The sequence below is a fragment of the Bordetella pseudohinzii genome (genome assembly GCF_000657795.2).
Classification (GTDB): Bacteria; Pseudomonadota; Gammaproteobacteria; order Burkholderiales; family Burkholderiaceae_B; genus Bordetella; species Bordetella pseudohinzii.
On the sequence record NZ_JHEP02000003.1, the window covers coordinates 159,876 to 178,073 of the forward strand.

At 66.7% G+C, this 18,198-nt stretch carries 24 protein-coding genes; all 24 read right to left on the reverse strand.

What is annotated here, in order from left to right:
* Nucleotides 1–46: 46 nt before the first annotated feature.
* Nucleotides 47–838 (reverse strand): twin-arginine translocase subunit TatC, encoded by a 792-nt coding sequence (gene tatC, locus L540_RS05075; RefSeq protein ID WP_043210546.1) that lies wholly within the window; start codon nt 836–838, stop codon nt 47–49.
* The gene (gene tatB, locus L540_RS05080) at nt 835–1,317 is read right to left on the reverse strand and encodes a Sec-independent protein translocase protein TatB (RefSeq protein WP_043210543.1); all 483 of its coding nucleotides are present in this window, start codon (nt 1,315–1,317) and stop codon (nt 835–837) included. The genes tatC and tatB overlap by 4 nt, the downstream gene beginning before the upstream one ends.
* A 48-nt stretch (nt 1,318–1,365) precedes the next feature.
* Nucleotides 1,366–1,587: a Sec-independent protein translocase subunit TatA gene (gene tatA, locus L540_RS05085; protein ID WP_043210541.1), complete on the reverse strand. Its 222-nt coding sequence runs from the start codon at nt 1,585–1,587 to the stop codon at nt 1,366–1,368.
* A 15-nt stretch (nt 1,588–1,602) separates the two neighbouring features.
* Nucleotides 1,603–1,971, reverse strand: a complete 369-nt coding sequence (locus L540_RS05090) for a histidine triad nucleotide-binding protein (RefSeq protein WP_043210538.1) — start codon at nt 1,969–1,971, stop codon at nt 1,603–1,605.
* Nucleotides 1,972–1,978: 7 nt separating this feature from the next.
* A complete protein-coding gene (locus tag L540_RS05095) occupies nt 1,979–2,329 on the reverse strand; it encodes a phosphoribosyl-ATP diphosphatase (protein ID WP_043210536.1) in 351 nt (116 codons plus the stop codon).
* Nucleotides 2,326–2,730: a phosphoribosyl-AMP cyclohydrolase gene (gene hisI, locus L540_RS05100; RefSeq protein WP_043210534.1), complete on the reverse strand. Its 405-nt coding sequence runs from the start codon at nt 2,728–2,730 to the stop codon at nt 2,326–2,328. Before hisI ends, L540_RS05095 begins: the two co-directional genes overlap by 4 nt.
* A 2-nt stretch (nt 2,731–2,732) precedes the next feature.
* Nucleotides 2,733–3,548 carry an imidazole glycerol phosphate synthase subunit HisF gene (gene hisF, locus L540_RS05105; RefSeq protein ID WP_043210532.1) on the reverse strand — a complete coding sequence of 272 codons (816 nt, stop codon included), beginning with the start codon at nt 3,546–3,548 and terminating at the stop codon, nt 2,733–2,735.
* A complete protein-coding gene (gene hisA / locus L540_RS05110) occupies nt 3,545–4,285 on the reverse strand; it encodes a 1-(5-phosphoribosyl)-5-[(5-phosphoribosylamino)methylideneamino]imidazole-4-carboxamide isomerase (RefSeq protein ID WP_043210530.1) in 741 nt (246 codons plus the stop codon). The genes hisF and hisA overlap by 4 nt, the downstream gene beginning before the upstream one ends.
* 64 nt (nt 4,286–4,349) lie before the next feature.
* Entirely contained in the window at nt 4,350–5,036 is a 687-nt protein-coding gene (gene hisH / locus L540_RS05115) for an imidazole glycerol phosphate synthase subunit HisH (RefSeq protein WP_043210528.1), read from the reverse strand.
* 16 nt (nt 5,037–5,052) lie between these two features.
* Nucleotides 5,053–5,640, reverse strand: a complete 588-nt coding sequence (gene hisB / locus L540_RS05120) for an imidazoleglycerol-phosphate dehydratase HisB (RefSeq protein WP_043210526.1) — start codon at nt 5,638–5,640, stop codon at nt 5,053–5,055.
* Nucleotide 5,641: 1 nt separating this feature from the next.
* Nucleotides 5,642–6,736 carry a histidinol-phosphate transaminase gene (hisC, locus tag L540_RS05125; RefSeq protein ID WP_043210524.1) on the reverse strand — a complete coding sequence of 365 codons (1,095 nt, stop codon included), beginning with the start codon at nt 6,734–6,736 and terminating at the stop codon, nt 5,642–5,644.
* The gene (gene hisD, locus L540_RS05130; RefSeq protein WP_043211117.1) at nt 6,733–8,040 is read right to left on the reverse strand and encodes a histidinol dehydrogenase; all 1,308 of its coding nucleotides are present in this window, start codon (nt 8,038–8,040) and stop codon (nt 6,733–6,735) included. Before hisD ends, hisC begins: the two co-directional genes overlap by 4 nt.
* Nucleotides 8,041–8,064: 24 nt before the next feature.
* On the reverse strand, nt 8,065–8,736 hold the full coding sequence (gene hisG, locus L540_RS05135; RefSeq protein ID WP_043210523.1) for an ATP phosphoribosyltransferase: 672 nt from the start codon (nt 8,734–8,736) through the stop codon (nt 8,065–8,067).
* On the reverse strand, nt 8,733–9,998 hold the full coding sequence (gene murA, locus L540_RS05140) for a UDP-N-acetylglucosamine 1-carboxyvinyltransferase (protein WP_043210521.1): 1,266 nt from the start codon (nt 9,996–9,998) through the stop codon (nt 8,733–8,735). The genes hisG and murA overlap by 4 nt, the downstream gene beginning before the upstream one ends.
* Nucleotides 9,998–10,243: a BolA family protein gene (locus tag L540_RS05145; protein ID WP_043210519.1), complete on the reverse strand. Its 246-nt coding sequence runs from the start codon at nt 10,241–10,243 to the stop codon at nt 9,998–10,000. The genes murA and L540_RS05145 overlap by 1 nt, the downstream gene beginning before the upstream one ends.
* Before the next feature lie 3 nt (nt 10,244–10,246).
* Nucleotides 10,247–11,044 carry an ABC transporter permease gene (locus L540_RS05150; RefSeq protein WP_043210517.1) on the reverse strand — a complete coding sequence of 266 codons (798 nt, stop codon included), beginning with the start codon at nt 11,042–11,044 and terminating at the stop codon, nt 10,247–10,249.
* Nucleotides 11,041–11,850, reverse strand: a complete 810-nt coding sequence (locus L540_RS05155; RefSeq protein ID WP_043210516.1) for an ABC transporter ATP-binding protein — start codon at nt 11,848–11,850, stop codon at nt 11,041–11,043. The genes L540_RS05150 and L540_RS05155 overlap by 4 nt, the downstream gene beginning before the upstream one ends.
* A gap of 126 nt (nt 11,851–11,976) precedes the next feature.
* Nucleotides 11,977–12,603 carry an MlaC/ttg2D family ABC transporter substrate-binding protein gene (locus L540_RS05160; RefSeq protein WP_043210514.1) on the reverse strand — a complete coding sequence of 209 codons (627 nt, stop codon included), beginning with the start codon at nt 12,601–12,603 and terminating at the stop codon, nt 11,977–11,979.
* Nucleotides 12,604–12,629: 26 nt separating this feature from the next.
* Nucleotides 12,630–13,418, reverse strand: coding sequence for an MlaA family lipoprotein (locus tag L540_RS05165; protein WP_043210512.1), 789 nt, complete (start codon nt 13,416–13,418; stop codon nt 12,630–12,632).
* 61 nt (nt 13,419–13,479) lie between these two features.
* On the reverse strand, nt 13,480–13,962 hold the full coding sequence (mlaD, locus tag L540_RS05170; RefSeq protein WP_043210510.1) for an outer membrane lipid asymmetry maintenance protein MlaD: 483 nt from the start codon (nt 13,960–13,962) through the stop codon (nt 13,480–13,482).
* 12 nt (nt 13,963–13,974) lie between these two features.
* Nucleotides 13,975–14,757, reverse strand: coding sequence for a lipid asymmetry maintenance ABC transporter permease subunit MlaE (gene mlaE / locus L540_RS05175; protein WP_043210508.1), 783 nt, complete (start codon nt 14,755–14,757; stop codon nt 13,975–13,977).
* Nucleotides 14,754–15,590, reverse strand: coding sequence for an ABC transporter ATP-binding protein (locus L540_RS05180; protein ID WP_043210506.1), 837 nt, complete (start codon nt 15,588–15,590; stop codon nt 14,754–14,756). Before L540_RS05180 ends, mlaE begins: the two co-directional genes overlap by 4 nt.
* A 313-nt stretch (nt 15,591–15,903) precedes the next feature.
* On the reverse strand, nt 15,904–16,539 hold the full coding sequence (locus tag L540_RS05185; protein WP_043210504.1) for an OmpW/AlkL family protein: 636 nt from the start codon (nt 16,537–16,539) through the stop codon (nt 15,904–15,906).
* A gap of 192 nt (nt 16,540–16,731) precedes the next feature.
* Nucleotides 16,732–18,198 carry a glutamate synthase subunit beta gene (locus L540_RS05190; RefSeq protein WP_043210501.1) on the reverse strand — a complete coding sequence of 489 codons (1,467 nt, stop codon included), beginning with the start codon at nt 18,196–18,198 and terminating at the stop codon, nt 16,732–16,734.

Below are 18,198 nucleotides of genomic sequence, written 5' to 3' on the forward strand. Positions count from 1 at the left end.
TGAAAAACGCCAGGCAGGGCCTGGCGTTTTTCATGGGAGGGCGCGGCTATTGGCGTTCGGTCAGTTCGCCGCCATCGGATGCGTTCTTTGCGCGCGGCTTGATCATGCGCGCGCAGATCAGGCCGACCTCGTAGAGCAGGCACAGCGGCACGGCCAGCATGAACTGGCTCACCACGTCAGGCGGCGTGACGATGGCGGCGATCACGAAGGCGCCGACCACGACATAGCCGCGGGCCTGGCGCAGCTTGTCGACTTCGACCAGGCCGGTCTTGACCAGCAGCACCACGGCCACGGGCACTTCGAAGGTGATGCCAAAGGCCAGGAACATGGTCATCACGAAGCTGAGATAGGCCTCGATGTCCGGCGCCGGCGTGATCGATTGCGGCGCGAAGGTCGCGATGAAGTGAAAGACCGTGCGGAACACGAAGAAATAGCAGAACGCCATGCCCAGTATGAAGAGCAGCGTGCTGGACAGGATGAGCGGCAAGGCCAGGCGCTTCTCGTGGCGGTACAGGCCGGGGGCCACGAAGGCCCAGGCCTGGTAGAGCACGATGGGCAGCGAGACGATGAAGGCGGCCATCATGGTCACCTTGACCGGCACCATGAAGGGCGTGATCACGCCGGTGGCGATCATGCGCGTGCCCTGCGGCAGCGAGGCCAGCATGGGCTGGGCCAGCACGTCGTAGATGGCCGAGGCGCCCGGGTAGGCGAAGAGCACGAGAAAGACCACGAGCACCGAGCCCGCGGCCTTCAGCAGGCGCGAGCGCAGCTCCACCAGATGCGACATGAAGCTTTCCTGTTGCATCTCTTCTTCTTGCTGTTGCGTGTCCTGACTCACGTTGCGTTACCGGTGGGCGGGGTCTTGGGAGCGGCGGGCGGCGTTTCGGGCGCGCCGGCCGGGATGGATTCGACGTGGCCGGCCGGCGCGCCGGCTGGCGGCCTGTCTTCCGTGGCGAGGGCCGGCGTGGCCGGCGGCGCGATGCTGCGCTCGATATCGGCCGCGGCTTCGTTGACCGCGCGGGCCGTGTCGTCCAGCTCGGCGCGCAGCGTGTCGCCGGTCGAGCGCAGGGATTCGGTGGCCTGCTGCAGGGACTGGTTCACGTCCTGCGCGGTGCTGTCCATCTGCTGCTTGAACTTGCGCAGCTCGTCAAGTTCGATCTCGCGCTGGATATCGGATTTGACGTCGTTGACGTAACGCTGCGCGCGGCCAAGCAGGTGGCCGACGGTGCGGGCGACTTTGGGAAGGCGTTCGGGGCCGAGCACAATCAGCGCCACGACGCCGATTACGATCAGTTCCGTGAAGCTGACATCAAACATGCGTCTGCCGCTAGGTTAGATCGGGCGGGCGGCAAGCCCGCCCGGAGCTCAGGAATTGTGCTTTTCTTTGGCCTGCACGTCGATGGTGTCGTCGGCGCGCTGCTGGGTGACCTGCTCGGGTTTCTCGGTATTGGCTTCTTTCATGCCGTCCTTGAAACCCTTGACCGCGCCGCCCAGGTCCGAGCCGATGTTGCGCAGTTTCTTGGTGCCGAAAATGAGGGCGACGATGACCAGAACGATCAACCAATGCCAGATGCTGAAGCTACCCATGACAACTCTCCGTGTTTATGCGTTGGGGGCTACGCGGCCTTTCCAGGGACGCGAACCGCCAATGATGTGGAAATGCAGATGCGGAACTTCCTGGCCACCCTCGGCGCCGGAGTTGGCCAGCAGACGGAAGCCGCCTTCCGGACCGGGATTGCAGCCGTTCTCCTGGGCCAGGCGAGGCACGAGTGTCATCATTCTACCCAACCAGCCCGCATCCTCGGCAGTAATGTCCTGCATGGAAGCGATATGGCGGCGCGGAATGAGCAGCAGGTGGACGGGCGCGGCCGGGTTGATGTCGTGGAAGACGACGAATTCATCGTCTTCGTAGACCTTCTTGGCCGGGATGTCGCCTTGCGCGATTTTGCAGAAGATACAGTTTTCGCTCATACGGTTCTCAGTCGGCGGGACGGCGGGCTTTTTCTTCGAGGCCCGACAGCCCTTCGCGGCGCGCCAGTTCGGCCAGCACGTCTTCGGGGCGCAGATGGTAGTGAGCCAGCGTCACCAGGCAATGAAACCAGAGGTCGGCGGTTTCGCTGACGATGCGCTCGGCCTGGCCGTCCTTGGCGGCCATGACCAGCTCGGTGGCTTCTTCGCCGATTTTCTTCAGAAAGGCGTCCGGGCCTTTCGCGAGCAGCTTGGCCACATAGGAGGTTTGCGGATCGCCGCCGTTTTCGGGGCGGCGGGACTCCAGGGTGTCGGCCACGCGCGCGAGCACGTCGGCGCCGAAGGCGGGTGGGTGGCTCATTTGTAGATCAGCTCAGGGTCTTTCAGGACTGGGTCGACCGTCACCCAGGCGGCGCGCTGGGAGGAGCCGTCCAGACGGCGGTAAAAACAGCTGGCCCGGCCAGTATGGCAGGCGATGCCGCCATTTTGGTGGACTTTCAGGAGGATGACGTCGCCGTCGCAATCCAGCCGCAGCTCATGCACTTGCTGCACATGGCCGGACTCCTCGCCTTTGCGCCAGAGTTTCTTGCGCGAGCGCGACCAATAGACCGCGCGCCCGGTGGCGGCGGTTTCGGCCAGGGCTTCGCGGTTCATCCAGGCGACCATCAGGATCTGGCCGTTTTCGGCGTCCTGGGCAATGGCGGGAATCAGGCCATCGGCGTCGAATACGACATCGGCCATCCAATCCGGTTCGGTGCTCATGATCAATCCAGTCTGACGTCTATGCCGCGTTGCGCCATGAATTCCTTGCACTCGCGCACGGTGTGCTGGCCGAAGTGAAAGATGCTGGCCGCCAGCACCGCGCTGGCGCGGCCGGTGGTGACCCCTTCGGCCAGATGCTCCAGGCTGCCCACGCCGCCCGAGGCGATCACCGGCACGGGCACGGCGTCGGAGACGGCGCGGGTCAGTTCGAGATCGAAGCCGGACTTGGTGCCGTCGCGGTCCATGCTGGTGAGCAGGATTTCGCCAGCGCCATAGGCGGCCATGCGCCGCGCCCAGGCAATGGCGTCCAGGCCCGTGGCCTTGCGTCCGCCATGGGTGAAGACTTCCCAGCGGGCCGGCTCGCCCGGGCCGCTGACGCGCCGCGCATCGATGGCGACCACGATGCATTGCGAACCATGGTAGGCGGCCGCGGCGCGCACCAGCTCGGGATTGGCCACCGCCGCGCTGTTGATGCTGATCTTGTCGGCGCCGGCATTGAGCAGGCGCTGGACATCGGAGACCTGGCGCACGCCGCCGCCCACGGTCAGCGGGATGAAGACCTGGGAGGCCACCTGCTCGATGATGGGCAGTATCAGGTCGCGGCCGTCGCTGGTGGCCGTGATGTCCAGGAAGGTGAGCTCGTCGGCGCCCTGCTCGTTGTAGCGGCGCGCAATCTCCACCGGATCGCCGGCGTCGGTGAGGTTGACGAAGTTCACGCCCTTGACGACGCGGCCGGCCGTGACGTCAAGGCAGGGAATGATGCGGCGCGTGAGCGCCGAGGAAAGACCGGCGCCGGCGGCGCCTTGGGGTTGCGTCATTTTGTCAGTTCGTCGGCACGGGTCTGGGCCGCCTGGAAGTCCAGCGCGCCTTCATAGATGCTGCGGCCCAGGATGGCGCCCTCGACGCCCTCGGATTCGACGGCGCACAGCGCTTCGATGTCCGGCAGGCCGGCGATGCCGCCCGAGGCGTAGACGGGGATGCGAACGTGCTGGGCCAGGCGCACGGTGGCTTCGACGTTCACGCCCGAGAGCATGCCGTCGCGGCCGATGTCGGTGTAGATGATGGCCTCGCAGCCGTAGTCCTCGAACTTCTTGGCGAGGTCGAGCACGTCGTGGCGGGTGAGCTTGCTCCAGCCGTCGGTGGCGATCTTGCCGTCGCGGGCGTCCAGGCCCACGATGATCTGGCCCGGGAAGGCGCCGCAGGCATCATGCAGGAAGCCGGGGTTCTTGACCGCGGCCGTACCGATGATGACGTAGGAAATGCCGGCATCGAGATAGCGCTCGATGGTGTCCAGATCGCGGATGCCGCCGCCGATCTGCACCGGGATGTCATCGCCCACGGCGTCCAGGATGGCGTTGATGGGGGCTTCGTTCTTGGGCTTGCCGGCGACGGCGCCGTTCAAGTCGACCAGATGCAGCCGGCGGGCTCCCTGGGCGAGCCAGTGCGAGGCCATGGCGGCCGGGTCTTCGGAGAACACCGTTGCATCGTCCAGGTCTCCCTGGCGCAGGCGCACGCAGCGCCCGTCTTTGAGGTCGATGGCGGGGATCAGCAGCATGGTGGATAGCGAGCGTAGAAAAGTTCGGTTGAAAAAAGGCCGGCCGGGGCTCGTCCGGAGGCGGCTATGGTTGCCAGTCTACAAAATTGCGGTACAGGCGCAAACCGTGTTCGGCACTCTTTTCCGGGTGGAATTGCACCGCGAAAATGTTACTGGCGGCCACAGCGCAGGTAAAGGCAAGTCCGTAATCGCTTTCCCCGACCGTCAAGGACGGATCTTCGGGGACGGCGTAATAACTGTGCACAAAATAGAAATGCGCCTCGTCAGGAATGCCCTCCCATAGCGGGTGAGAGCGCGTTTGACGGACTTTGTTCCATCCCATGTGCGGGACTTTGAGGCGTTCGTCGGCGGTGTCGGCGCTCACGGGGCCGGTATTGCCCTGGGCGTCGGCCGTCACGACATCGGCAAAGCGCGGGCCGGCGAAGCGGCGCACCTGGCCGGGGAAGATGCCCAGGCAGGGCGTGTCGCCCTCTTCGCTGGCGGCAAACAGCATCTGTTCGCCCACGCATACGCCAAGCAGGGGCTTGTTGCGGGCCGCGCGCAGCACGGATTCGGCCAGCCCCGATTCATTCAGGGTGCGCATGCAGTCGGGCATGGCGCCCTGGCCGGGAAAGACGACGCGGTCGGCCGCGTCGATGTCCTCGTTGCGGTTGCAGATGCGGATATTGGCTTGGGGCGCGGCGTATTGCAGCGCGCGGGCCACGGAATGGAAATTGCCCATGCCGTAGTCGACGATGGCGATAGTGCTCAATTCTTGGGCCTCGGTGTTACAGCACGCCCTTGGTCGACGGGATGACGTCGCCCATGCGGGGATCGACCTCCATGGCCATGCGCAGGGCGCGGCCGAAGGCCTTGAATACCGTTTCGGCCTGATGGTGGGCGTTGACGCCGCGCAGGTTGTCGATATGCAGCGTCATCAGGGCGTGGTTGACCAGGCCCTGGAAGAATTCGCGGGTGAGATCGACGTCGAAGTCGCCGATGCGCGCGCGTGTGAAGTCGATGTGGTACTCCAGCCCGGGACGGCCCGAGAAATCGATCACCACGCGCGACAGCGCTTCGTCCAGCGGCACGTAGGCGTGGCCGTAGCGGCGCAGGCCGGCCTTGTTGCCGATGGCCTTGGCGATCGCCATGCCCAGCGTGATGCCGACGTCCTCGACGGTGTGGTGCGCGTCGATGTGCAGATCGCCCTCGGCCTTGATCTCGAGATCGACCAGGCCGTGGCGCGCGATCTGGTCCAGCATGTGGTCCAGGAAGGGCACGCCGGTGTCTATGCTCTGCTTGCCGGTGCCGTCCAGGTTGACGGCCACGCGGATGCGCGTCTCGTTGGTGTTGCGGATGATTTCTGCGGTACGCATGTCAGGGACTCAGTATGTCTTGCAGGGCGGCGAGCAGGGCCGCGTTTTCTTCGGGGGTGCCGACCGAGATGCGCAGGCAGTTGGCCAGCAAGGGATGCGCCGCCGAAAAGTTTCTAACCAGTATTTTGCGCGTTTTCAGGGCGAGATGCACGGCGTTGCCGTCCAGCTTGCCGGAAAAGCGCGCAAGAATGAAATTCCCGGCACTCGGGTAGACCCTGACGCCGGGCAGCGCGGCCAGGGCCCGGGCCAGCGGTTCGCGGTCGGCGCGCAGGCGCGCGGCCTGTTCGTCGAGCACGGCCTTGTCGCGCAGCACGGCGCGCAGCACGGCCTGGGTCAGCACGTCGACGTTGTACGGCGGACGCACTTTGTCGATCTGGGCGATCCAGTCCGGGTGGCCGGCCAGGTAGCCGAAACGCAGGCCGGCCAGGCCGATCTTGGAGACGGTGCGCATGACCACGGCATTGGGCAGGCGGGTCACGCGGGGCATCCAGCTGTGGCCGGCGAAGGGCTGGTAGGCCTCGTCGATGACCACCAGGCCGGGGGCGGCCCGCAGGATGGCTTCGACGGCGTCGTCGGGCCACAGGCCGCCGGTGGGGTTGTTGGGCAGCGCCAGGAAGACCAGCTTGGGCCGATGCTGTTCGATGGCCGCCAGCATGGCGGGCAGGTCCAGTTCCAGGTCGGCGGTCAGCGGCACGCCCTCGAAGCGGGCGTGGTCAAAACGCGCCGCCATCTCGAAGTAGACAAAGGACGGCCAGGGCGACAGCACGGTGTCGCCAGGCTCGCAACAGGCTTGCACCAGCAGGTGGATGAGCTCGTCGGAGCCATTGCCGAACAGCAGGCCGGCCTCGGGGGGCACGCCGAAGGCGGCGGCCACCTCGGCCTTGAGCGCCGAGAGATCGGCCTGCGGATAGCGGTTCAGGGGGGTGGCGAGCGCCGCTTCGGCAATGGCCTGGCGCACCCGCTGCGGCAGCGGGTAGGGGCATTCCATGGCGTCGAGCTTGATGACGTCCGCGGCGCTCGGGGCCACCGGATACGCGGTTTGCGCCTGGATGTCGGCGCGCACCGTGCGGGCGACCCGGCTGGCGGCGCTGGTCATGGTTGCTCGTCGAGGCGGTATTGCGCGCTGGCCGCGTGAGCCTGCAGGCCTTCGCCCAGCGCCAGCTCGGCGGCGATGCGGCCCAGGGTCTGGGCGCCCTGCCGCGATACCTGGATCAGGCTGGAGCGTTTCTGGAAGTCATAGACGCCCAGCGGCGAGGAAAAGCGGGCCGTGCGCGACGTGGGCAGCACGTGGTTGGGCCCGGCACAGTAATCGCCCAGCGCCTCGGAGCTGTAGCGCCCCATGAAGATGGCGCCGGCGTGGCGGATGCGGGCGGTCCAGATTTCGGGCTGCTCGGTGGAGATTTCCAGGTGTTCGGGCGCGATCGTGTTGGCGATGGCGCAGGCTTCGTCCAGGTCGCGCACCAGGATCAGCGCGCCCCGGTTGGCCAGGCTCACGCGCAGGATGTCGGCGCGCGGCATGGTGGGCAGCAGGCGCTCGATGGCGGCCTCGACCTCGTCGATATAGGCCGCATCGGGGCACAGCAGGATGGACTGGGCCAGTTCGTCGTGTTCGGCCTGGGAGAACAGATCCATGGCGATCCAGTCGGCCGGCGTCTTGCCGTCGCAGATGACCAGGATTTCGCTCGGGCCGGCGATCATGTCGATGCCCACCACGCCGAAAACGCGCCGCTTGGCCGCCGCGACATAGGCATTGCCCGGGCCGACGATCTTGTCGACCGCCGGCACGGTGGCCGTGCCATAGGCCAGGGCGCCCACGGCCTGCGCGCCGCCGATGGCGAAGACGCGGTCCACGCCGCCGATGGCCGCGGCCGCCAGCACGATGGGGTTGCGCTGGCCGTCGGGCGTGGGCGTGACCATGATGAGCTCGGGCACGCCGGCCACCTTGGCCGGAATGGCGTTCATCAGCACCGAGGACGGATAGGCGGCCTTGCCGCCCGGGACGTAGAGGCCCACGCGGTCCAGGGGCGTGACCTGCTGGCCGAGCATGGTGCCCTCGGCATCGGTATAGGTCCAGGTCTCGGCGCGCTGGTGCTCGTGATAGGCGCGCACGCGGTCGGCGGCGGCTTCGAGGGCGTTGCGCTGCGCGGCCGGCAGCGCGGCCAGCGCCGCGTGCAGTTCGGAGGCGGGGATTTCGAGCGCGGCCGCGCTGTCCACGGCCATGCGGTCAAAGCGCTGGGTGTATTCGAGCAGGGCGGCATCGCCGCGGGCGCGCACATCGGCCAGGATGCCGGCGGCGGCGCGGTCGATGGATTCGTCCTCGGAGGCTTCGAAGGCCAGCAGGCGGGACAAGGCGGTTTGGAAGCCCGCGTCGCGGGAATCGAGTCGGTTGATCAAGGCCATGGCGTCGGTCTTCAAGAAAGCAGGTCAGTCCTGGCGCGCCGAGGCGCGCTGGAAGGCGTCCAGCAACGGTTGCAGGCGGTCGCCGCGGGTCTTGAGCGAGGCCTGGTTGACGATGAGGCGCGAAGAGATCGGCATGATGGCCTCGACTTCGCGCAGGCCGTTGGCCCGCAGGGTGCCGCCGGTGGACACCAGGTCCACGATGGCGTCGGCCAGGCCGACCAGGGGGGCCAGCTCCATCGAGCCGTACAGCTTGATGATGTCGACGTAGACCCCTTTGCTGGCGAAGTGCTCGCGCGCGGACTGCACGTATTTGGTCGCCACGCGCAGGCGGGCGCCCTGGTGCACGGCCGCGGCGTAGTCGAAGTCCTGGCGCACGGCCACGCTCAGGCGGCACTTGGCGATGTTCAGGTCGATGGGCTGGTACAGGCGGCCGGGCTGGCCGGCGGCGTGCTCGATCAGCACGTCCTTGCCGGCGATGCCGAAGTCGGCCGCGCCATATTGCACATAGGTGGGCACGTCGGAGGCGCGCACGATGATCAGCCGCAGCCCGGGGTCGCTGGTCGGCAGGATCAGCTTGCGGGAGCTTTCGGGGTTTTCGCCCACTTCGATGCCGGCCTCGGCCAGCAGCGGCATGGTCTCTTCGAAAATGCGCCCCTTGGACAGGGCCAGTGTCAGGGGCGCGGGGGCGATGCTCATTCCTCTTCCTTGCCGGAGACGCGCTCGATGCGCGCGCCGAGATTGCGCAGTTTGACTTCCATGCGGTCGTAGCCGCGGTCCAGATGGTAGATGCGGTCGACCAGGGTGATGCCCTCGGCCGCCAGGCCGGCGATCACCAGGCTGGCCGAGGCGCGCAGGTCGGTCGCCATGACCTTGGCGCCCGAAAGCTGGCGCACGCCGCGCACCACGGCGGTATGGCCGTCGATATCGATCTCCGCGCCCAGCCGGCAGAGTTCCTGCACGTGCATGAAGCGGTTCTCGAAGATGTTCTCGACCACGAGGGCGGTGCCCTCGGCCACGGTATTGAGGGCCATCAGCTGGGCCTGCATGTCGGTGGCCAGGCCGGGGTATTCGTGGGTGCGCAGATCGACGGCCTTGGGGCGGCCGGCCATGGCGCCGCGGATCCAGTCCGGGCCGGTCTCGATGGTCAGGCCGGCTTCCGCCAGTTTGTCCAGCGTGGCGCCCATGATGGCCGGGTCGGTGTTGCGCAGCATGATGTCGCCGCCCGCCGCGCCGACGGCGCACAGAAAGGTGCCGGCTTCGATGCGGTCGGAGATGACGGTGTGCGTGGCGCCGTGCAGGCGCTGCACGCCGTCGATGACGATGCGGTCGGTGCCGTGGCCCCGGATGCGGGCGCCCATCTTGATGAGCAGTTCGGCCAGGTCCACCACCTCGGGTTCGCGCGCGGCGTTTTCGAGGATGGTCTGGCCCTCGGCCAGCACGGCGGCCATCAGCAGGTTCTCGGTGCCGGTGACCGTGACCATGTCGGTGCGCACCGAGGCGCCCTTCAGGCGCTTGGCGCGCGCGACCACGAAGCCGTGCTCCATGGTGATCTCGGCGCCCAGGGCCTGCAGACCCTTGATGTGCTGGTCCACCGGACGCTGGCCGATGGTGCAGCCGCCCGGCAGGCTCACGCGGGCTTCGCCGAAGCGGGCCACCAGCGGGCCCAGCACCAGGATGGAGGCGCGCATGGTCTTGACCAGCTCATAGGGCGCCTCCAGGCTGCCGACCTGGTCGGCTTGCAGCATGACCTGCGTGCCCGAGCTCTCGGACTTCACGCCCAGCTGGCCCAGCAGGCGCAGCATGGTCCGGGTGTCGTTGAGCTGCGGCACATTGGCCAGGTTGACCGGCTCGGCCGTCAACAGGCTGGCGCACAGGATGGGCAGGGCCGAATTCTTGGCGCCGGAGATGGAGACTTCACCTTCCAGCCGGGCGCCGCCGGTGATGCGCAGCTTGTCCATCAGCGGCCCGCCTTGCGGAATTCGTCGGGGGTGAGGGTCCGCATGGACAGCGCGTGGATTTCGGCTTTCATGCGGTCGCCCAGGGCGGCGTAGACCAGCTGGTGGCGGGCGATCAGGCGCTTGCCCTCGAAGGCGGGGCTGACGATGACCGCGTCGAAATGCGAGCCATCGCCTTGCACGTCGATATGTTCACAGGGCAGTCCGTCCACGATGTATTGGCGGACTTGCTCGGGGGTGGGAAGCATGGGTCAGTTCCGAAGCTTGTAGCCGCTCGCCAGCAGGCGCAGCGCGAATAACGAAAGGACGAGGAAGACGCCGGCCACCACCGCCAGGCTGTGCCAGGGCGAGACGTCGGAGACGCCGAAAAAGCCGTGGCGGAAGCCGTCGATGGTGTAGAAGAGCGGGTTCCAGTGCGACACGGCCTGCCAGAAGGGCGGCAGGGTATGGATAGAGTAGAACACGCCGGACAGGAAGGTGGCCGGCATCACGAGAAAGTTCTGGAAGGCGGCCAGCTGATCGAATTTTTCCGACCAGAGTCCGGCCACCACGCCCAGCACCGCCATGATGCCGCAGGCCAGCACGGCGAAGGCCAGCACCCAGAGCGGGTGGCTGGGGACCAGCGGCACGAAAAACAGCGCCACCAGCCAGACGCACAGGCCCACGGCGATGCCGCGCACGATGGCGGCGATGACATAGGCGGCGAAGAACTCCCGGTGCGACAGCGGCGGCAGCAGCACAAACACCAGATTGCCCGTGATCCGGCTCTGGATGAGCGAGGACGAGGGGTTGGCGAAGGCGTTCTGCAGCATGCTCATCATCATGAGCCCGGGGATCAGGAAGGCGGTGTACGGCACCGAGCCGTAGACCATCAGCCGGCCTTCCAGCACATGGGCAAACACCAGCAGATAGAGCAGCGCCGTGATGACGGGCGCGGCAATGGTCTGGAAGCTCACCTTCCAGAAGCGCAGCAATTCCTTGCGCAAGAGGGTCGGAAACCCCGAGCCCGCGTCCAGGCGCGGCTGCACCAGCGGCTGGGAGGCGCTCACGACAGGGTCTCCTCGTCGATCAGGGACGCGGGCGGCGGATCTTCCTGGTGCATGATGCGCACGAAGGCGTCCTCCAGGTCCACCCCGCCCACGCGGGCCAGCAGGGCCTGGGTCGTATCCAGGGCCACGATGCGCCCGCCCTTGAGCATGGCGATGCGGCCGCACAGGGCCTCGGCTTCTTCGAGGTAGTGGGTGGTGAGCATGATGGTGTGGCCGGCGCGGTTCAGGCGCGAAATGAATTCCCAGAGGGTGCGGCGCAGGTCCACGTCCACGCCGGCGGTCGGCTCGTCCAGCACGATGACCGGCGGGCGGTGCACCAGGGCCTGGGCCACCAGCACCCGCCGCTTCATGCCGCCGGACAGGGCGCGCATATTGGCGTCGGCCTTGTCGGCCAGGCCCAGGTTGAAGAGGATCTCGTCTATCCAGTCGTCATTGTTGCGCAAGCCGAAATAGCCGGATTGCAGACGCAGGGTCTCGCGCACGGTGAAAAAGGGGTCGTACACCAATTCTTGGGGCACGACGCCCAGGGCGCGGCGGGCTTCCTTGTAGTCGGCGACGACGTCATAGCCGCAGACGCTGGCCCGGCCCTCGGTGGCATGGGCCAGCCCCGCCAGGATGGAGATCAGCGTGGTCTTGCCGGCGCCATTGGGGCCCAGCAGGCCGAAGAACTCGCCATGCTCGATGCGCAGGCTGACGTCCTTCAGGGCCTGGAAGCCTGGTCCGGCCGAGGCGCCAAACAGGCTTTTCCATCCTTGCCGGCGAGGCGGATAGATCTTGGAGACGTGTTCGAGGCTGACGGCTGACATAAACGCGGCGGAAAGTCCCGGGTCATGCCCGGTTGGCGCCCGGAAAGAGCGAAACCGCCATTATAGAGGGGCCCGCGCCTTGCCCCCGCAAGGCGGCCCGGGAGGGGGCCGCCTGCCGCCGCAATCCTATTGGTTGCGGCGGTTCAGGGCGTCGATCAGGCCGTCGATGCCGCTTTGGTTGATCTGCTGGGCGAACTGGTTGCGGTAGTTTTCGATCAGCCAGATGCCTTCGACGTTCAGGTCGTAGATGCGCCAGCCCTGGGGGCTCTTTTCGAGGCGGTAATCCACCTGGACGGGCTGGGAGTTGGTCTGGCTGATGAGCGAGCGCACGACCACGTCGTTGGCGTTGGGGTCGCCGCGCTGCGGCAGCAGCTGGATGGTGGTGCCGTTGTCCACCTTGATGAGCGCGCCGCTGTAGGTGCGCACCAGGGTGCCGCGGAAGGCCTCGGCCAGACGTTTTTTCTGGTCGTCCGTGGCCTGGCGCCAATAGCGGCCGGCGGCCAGCCGCGTGGTCTTCTCGAAATTGACGTAGGGCAGGATGTGCTGGTCGACCACCTGGTTGATGCGGCTCAGGTCGCCGGACTTCACGCCACGGTCGGCCTTCAGGACGTTGATCGTCTGATTGGCGGCATTCAGGACAAACTGGTCGGGCGCGCCCATGGGATCGGGCGTCTGGGCGGCCGCCGCGCCGCTCACGGCGAGGGCGCAGGCCAGCAAAACACGTTGCAGAAAAGCAAAAACAGAAAACCGCATGGAAACTCCTTCTTTCTTGCCCGGCTTTACTTGGCCGGTTGCGTGGCGGCGGGGGCCGCCTTGGAGGACGTGTCGTCCTCGTCATCCTCATAGTTGGGCAGGCTCGACTCGTCGCCGACCCGGTCGCCGCGCACCATGGCCGCGCGGCGCTGCAGATAGGCGTCGCGCACGAAGCTGTAGGGGTCCAGCGCCACGCGGTCGACCGTGTCGGTGACATCCAGCAGGTTGGCGCGCGCGTCGATGAACTCCAGGCCCCACAGCGAATTGCGCAGGGGAACGTTGTCGATGGCGCCGACCGTGGCCAGCTGATTGCCGTTCCAGTCGCCGATCAGGCCGACGCCGTCGCGCACCGAGCTCGCGCCCCAGAAAGGCAGCACGAGGTAGGGGCCCTGGCCGAAGCCCCAGACGCCCAGCGTGGTGCCGAAGTCATTGGGGATCTTGCGCGCGCCATTCATGGAAGCGACGTCGATGCAGCCGCCCACGCCCATGGTGGTGTTGAACAGGAAGCGGCCCAGGGTGTTGATGAAGTCGTGGCCGCGGCCTTGCAGCATGCTGTTGGCGCCGGCCCAGACATCGCCCAGGTTGCTGAACATATTGTGCACGCAGGTGCGCACCGGCGAGGGCACGACATAGGTATAGCCCTGGGCGACCGGCTTGAACAGGGCGCGGTCCACGGTGTCGTTGAATTTGTAGACGCCACGGTTGAAGCCCTCCCAGGGATCCCGGGGATCCGGGTGCTGCGGCGCGGCGCAGCCGGCCAGCACGGCGCCGGCCGCGGCGATGGTGATCAGTCGGGTGAGGGCTTGCATGTTCATGGTGTAACGCGCCTTCGAGAGGTATTCGTATTTTTGACGATATGGCGCCGCGCGCCCGGGCTCAGGGGGCCGTGCCGGCCGCCGTACCTTGTTTTTCCGCCGTGCCGTACAGGAACTTGCTGATCAGCTGCTCCAGGACGACGGCGCTTTGTGTATAGCGGATTTTGCCGCCATCGGCAAAATTCTCCTCTTCGCTGCCGGGGGTGACGCCGATGTATTGTTCGCCCAGCAGGCCCGAGGTCAGGATGCTGGCCGAAGAGTCCGAGGGGAATTGATATGGCGTTTCGAGGTCCATGGTGACCACGGCCTGGAAGCTCTTGTCATCGAAAGCGATGCGTGAGACACGGCCCACGACCACGCCGGCGCTCTTGACCGGGGCGCGCACTTTCAGGCCGCCGATATTGTCGAAATTGGCGCTGAGCGTGTAGGTGGGCGCAAAGGAGAAACTGCTCAGGTTGCCGGCGCGCAAGGCCAGGAACACCAGCGCCGCGGCGCCCAGCAGCACGAACAGGCCAACCCAGAAATCGGTTTTTTCACGTGACATGATGAATCCGTATCAATTGCCAAACATCAGGGCAGTCAGGAGAAAGTCCAGGCCCAGCACGGCCAGCGAGCCCACCACCACGGTGCGGGTGGTGGCGCGCGCCACGCCTTCGGGCGTGGGGCGGGCCTGCCAGCCTTCGTAAAGCGCCACCAGGGTGACGGTGACGCCGAAGACCAGGCTCTTGATGACGCCGTTGGCGACGTCGTTCCAGACGTCGACGCCGTCTTGCATCTGCGACCAGAACGCGCCGGTGTCCACGCCGATCATGACCACCCCGACAACCCAGCCGCCCAGGATGCCGACCATGGAGAAGACCGAGGCCAGGATGGGCATGGCGATGACGCCGCCCCAGAAGCGCGGCACCAGCACCCGGCGCATGGGGTCGACCGCCATGACCTCCATGGCGGCGAGCTGTTCGCCGGCCTTCATGAGGCCGATCTCGGCGGTCAGCGAGGTGCCGGCGCGGCCGGCGAACAGGAGCGCGGTCACCACCGGCCCGAGCTCGCGCACCAGCGACAGGGCCACCAGCAGGCCGAGCGCCTCTTCGGAGCCATAGCGGTTGAGGGTGTAATAGCCTTGCAGGCCCAGCACGAACCCCACGAACATGCCGGACACGGCGATGATCAGCAGCGAATAGTTGCCGATGAAATGGACTTGCTGGGACACCAGGCGCGGGCGCTGCAGGACGATGCCCGAGCGGGCCAGCACGGCGCCGAAAAACCGGGTGAAAAAGCCGACGCCGCGGATGGTGTTGCCCAATCCGGCGCCGATGGCGGTGATGAAACGGGCGCTCATGGTCTGCGTCCTTGCTGTTGCCCCAGCCAGGCCTGGAAGGCCGGCGTCTCCGGATAGCGGAAGGCCACCGGCCCATCGGGCGCGCCGTCCAGGAACTGGCGGACATAGGGATCTTCGGAAGCGGCCAGCGTCTCGGGCGTGCCGGAGGCCTTCAGTTGGCCCTGCCCCACCAGGTAGACGCGGTCGGCGATGGCGAAGGATTCCTGGATGTCATGGGTGATTAGGACCGAAGCGCAGTGCAGCCGGTCGGACAGATGCCGGATCAAGCGGGCCGTGATGCCCATGGAGATGGGGTCCAGGCCGGCGAAGGGCTCGTCATAGAGGATGAGCTCGGGCTCCAGGACGACGGCGCGGGCCAGGGCCACGCGGCGCGCCATGCCGCCCGAGATCTCGGCCACGCGCAGGTGGGCGGCGGCGCGCAGGCCGACGGCGTCGAGCTTGTCCAGCACTTTTTCGAGAACCTCGGCCTCGCTGCTGGCGGTGTGCTCGCGCAGCGGGAACGCGACGTTTTCGAAGACATTGAGGTCGGTAAAGAGCGCGCCCTGCTGGAACAGCACCCCCATGCGCTTGCGCAGGCCCTGCAGGGCCTGGGGGCTGGCGGTGGCGATGTCCTGGCCGAAAGCCTGGACTTCGCCCTGCTGGGCCAGGATCTGGCCGGTGGCCGCGCGCAGCAGCGTGGTCTTGCCCGAGCCCGAACCGCCCATGATGGCGACGACTTGGCCGGCATGGACTTCGAGCGTGATGCCCGAAAGCACCGTGAAGTCGCCATAACCCAGCGCCACGTCCTGGCAGGACAGTACGAGATCCGAGCTGTTGCGAGTGGAAACGGGCATGGGCAGCGGGTGGGTTGCTCGACGCCCCGCGGGAGATAGCCCGGGCGCGGTCGCGGTTGGCAAAGGGGTCATTGTAGCCCGAGCCCCCTGGGCGCCGCGAGGGCGGCGCACCCATGGAACAGTGTTTTCCGATAGTCGGACGGGCCGAGAGCGGGCCCGGAAACAGTAAATTCAACACGACCCTAGGGACGTGACTGATTGCAGCGCGATGTTGCCGGACCGGCGCTGATAATAGCCGCTCCATTGTCAGGGTCTTTCGGCCCGGCGCAAAGTAGGACGCCCGGCCATCAGGGCCGGGCGGGCCGCGGCGGCCTCAGAAGCGGTAGCCCACGCCGATGGTGGCCACCCAGGGGTCGATACGGGCGGTGCCGACGCGCTCGCCGTTGAGTTTCACCTTGGACGAAATGTCGATGTAGCGCAGGTCGGCATTCATGAACCAGCGTTCGCTGAGTTTGATGTCCACGCCGAGCTGGGCGGCAACGCCCCAGGAGTCCTTCAGCTTGAGATCCGAGCCGGACAGGGCGCCGGTGGTCTTGGTGTCGAAGAAATGGGTGTAGTTCAGGCCCACGCCGACATAGGGCTGGACGGTGCTGTCCGGCAGGAAATGCCATTGCAGGCTGAGCGTGGGCGGCAGGTGCTTGGTGCTGGCGATCTTGCCCAGGCCGCTGCCGCGGATGTCGTGCTCGAAGGGCCAGGCGCCCAGCAGTTCGATGCCGACGTTGCGCGTGGCCATATAGGTGATGGTGAAGGACGGGCGGACGCTGTTATTGACGTCCAGGTCCACCGTGCCGTTGAGCACGCTGCCGTTATTGGATTTCGGGCGCACCTGCGTGGCGCCCACCTTGAACAGCCAATCGCCTTCTTCGTGGGCCTGGGCGGGGGTGGACAGGGCGGCGGCGCACAGCGCAGCCAGGACAATAGCGCGACCGCGCCCGGGAACCGAATGCATTTCCTCTCTCCAGATGTCGTGATGACGGTAGGGGCAGAGGTTCGCAGACGCCGGGCCGGGCGGCCTTGACCTGGGTCAAGTCCGCCGGACTCATGGCGCGGATGTGGGCATCGCGCGACAGCCCGGCGCGCCCAGAAACAAGGCCGGCGGGCGCATGGCGCCGGCCGGCCTTGTGGCTGCAAGCCCGGAAAATCAGCGCGGCAGCTCGGAGCTTCCCATCAGGAAGGCGTCCACGGAGCGGGCGCACTGGCGGCCTTCGCGGATGGCCCAGACCACCAGCGACTGTCCGCGGCGCATATCGCCGGCGGCGAAGACCTTGGGCACATTGGTCTGGTAGTCGTCGGTGTTGGCGCGCACATTGCCGCGCGGATCGCGGTCCACGCCAAAGGCGTCGAGCACGCTTTGCACCGGGGAGACAAAACCCATGGCCAGCAGCACCAGGTCCGCCTTGATCTCGAACTCGGAGCCTTCGATCTCGCGCATCTTCATTTGGCCGGTGGCTTCGTCCTTGACCCATTCGACGCGGGCGCCGACGAGTTTTTCGATCTTGCCATTGGCGCCCTTGAAGGCCTTGGTGGTGACCGACCAGTCGCGCTGGCAGCCTTCTTCGTGCGAGGACGAGGTGCGCAGCTTGAGCGGCCAATAGGGCCAGACCATGGGCTTGTTCTCGTGCTCGGGCGGCTGGGGCAGCAGTTCGAACTGGGTCACCGACAGCGCGCCATGGCGGTTGCTGGTGCCCACGCAGTCCGAGCCGGTGTCGCCGCCGCCGATCACCACGACGTGCTTGCCGCGGGCCAGGGTCTGGTTGCTCAGGCGGTCGCCGGCCACGGCCTTGTTCTGCTGGCGCAGGAAGTCCATGGCGTAATAGACGCCTTCGAGTTCGCGGCCGGGCACGGGCAGGTCGCGCGGGGTTTCCGAGCCGCCGCTCATGACCACGGCGTCGAATTCGTCCAGCAGCGATTGCGGGGTGCGCACGCTCAGGCCGTCGGCGGCCGGGTCGCTGGCATTGCCGATGAAGGTCGAGGGCGCGAACTCCACGCCTTCGGCTTCCATTTGCACGATGCGGCGGTCGATCTGGGCTTTTTCGAGCTTGAAGTCGGGAATGCCGTAGCGCAGCAGGCCGCCGATGCGATCGCTCTTTTCGAAGACGGTCACGGCGTGGCCGGCGCGCGCCAGCTGCTGGGCGCAGGCCAGGCCGGCCGGGCCGGAACCCACCACGGCCACGCGCTTGCCGGTCTTGCGCGCCGGCAGCTTGGGCAGCACCCAGCCTTCGGCCCAGCCCTTGTCGATGATGGCGTGCTCGATGGACTTGATGCCCACGGCGTCGCTATTGATGTTCAAGGTACAGGCTGCTTCGCAGGGCGCCGGGCAGATGCGGCCGGTGAACTCCGGGAAGTTGTTGGTCGAGTGCAGCACGTCCAGCGCCGCGCGCCAATCCTGGCGGTAGACCAGATCGTTCCAGTCCGGAATGATGTTGTTGACCGGGCAGCCGTTGTTGCAGAACGGGATGCCGCAGTCCATGCAGCGCGCCGCCTGTTGCTTGGCCTGGTCATCGTTCAGATGCAGGACGAATTCGCGCCAGTTCTTCAGGCGCTTTTGCGGAGCCTCCGACGCCTCTTGCAGGCGTTGATACTCCATGAAGCCAGTGATCTTTCCCAT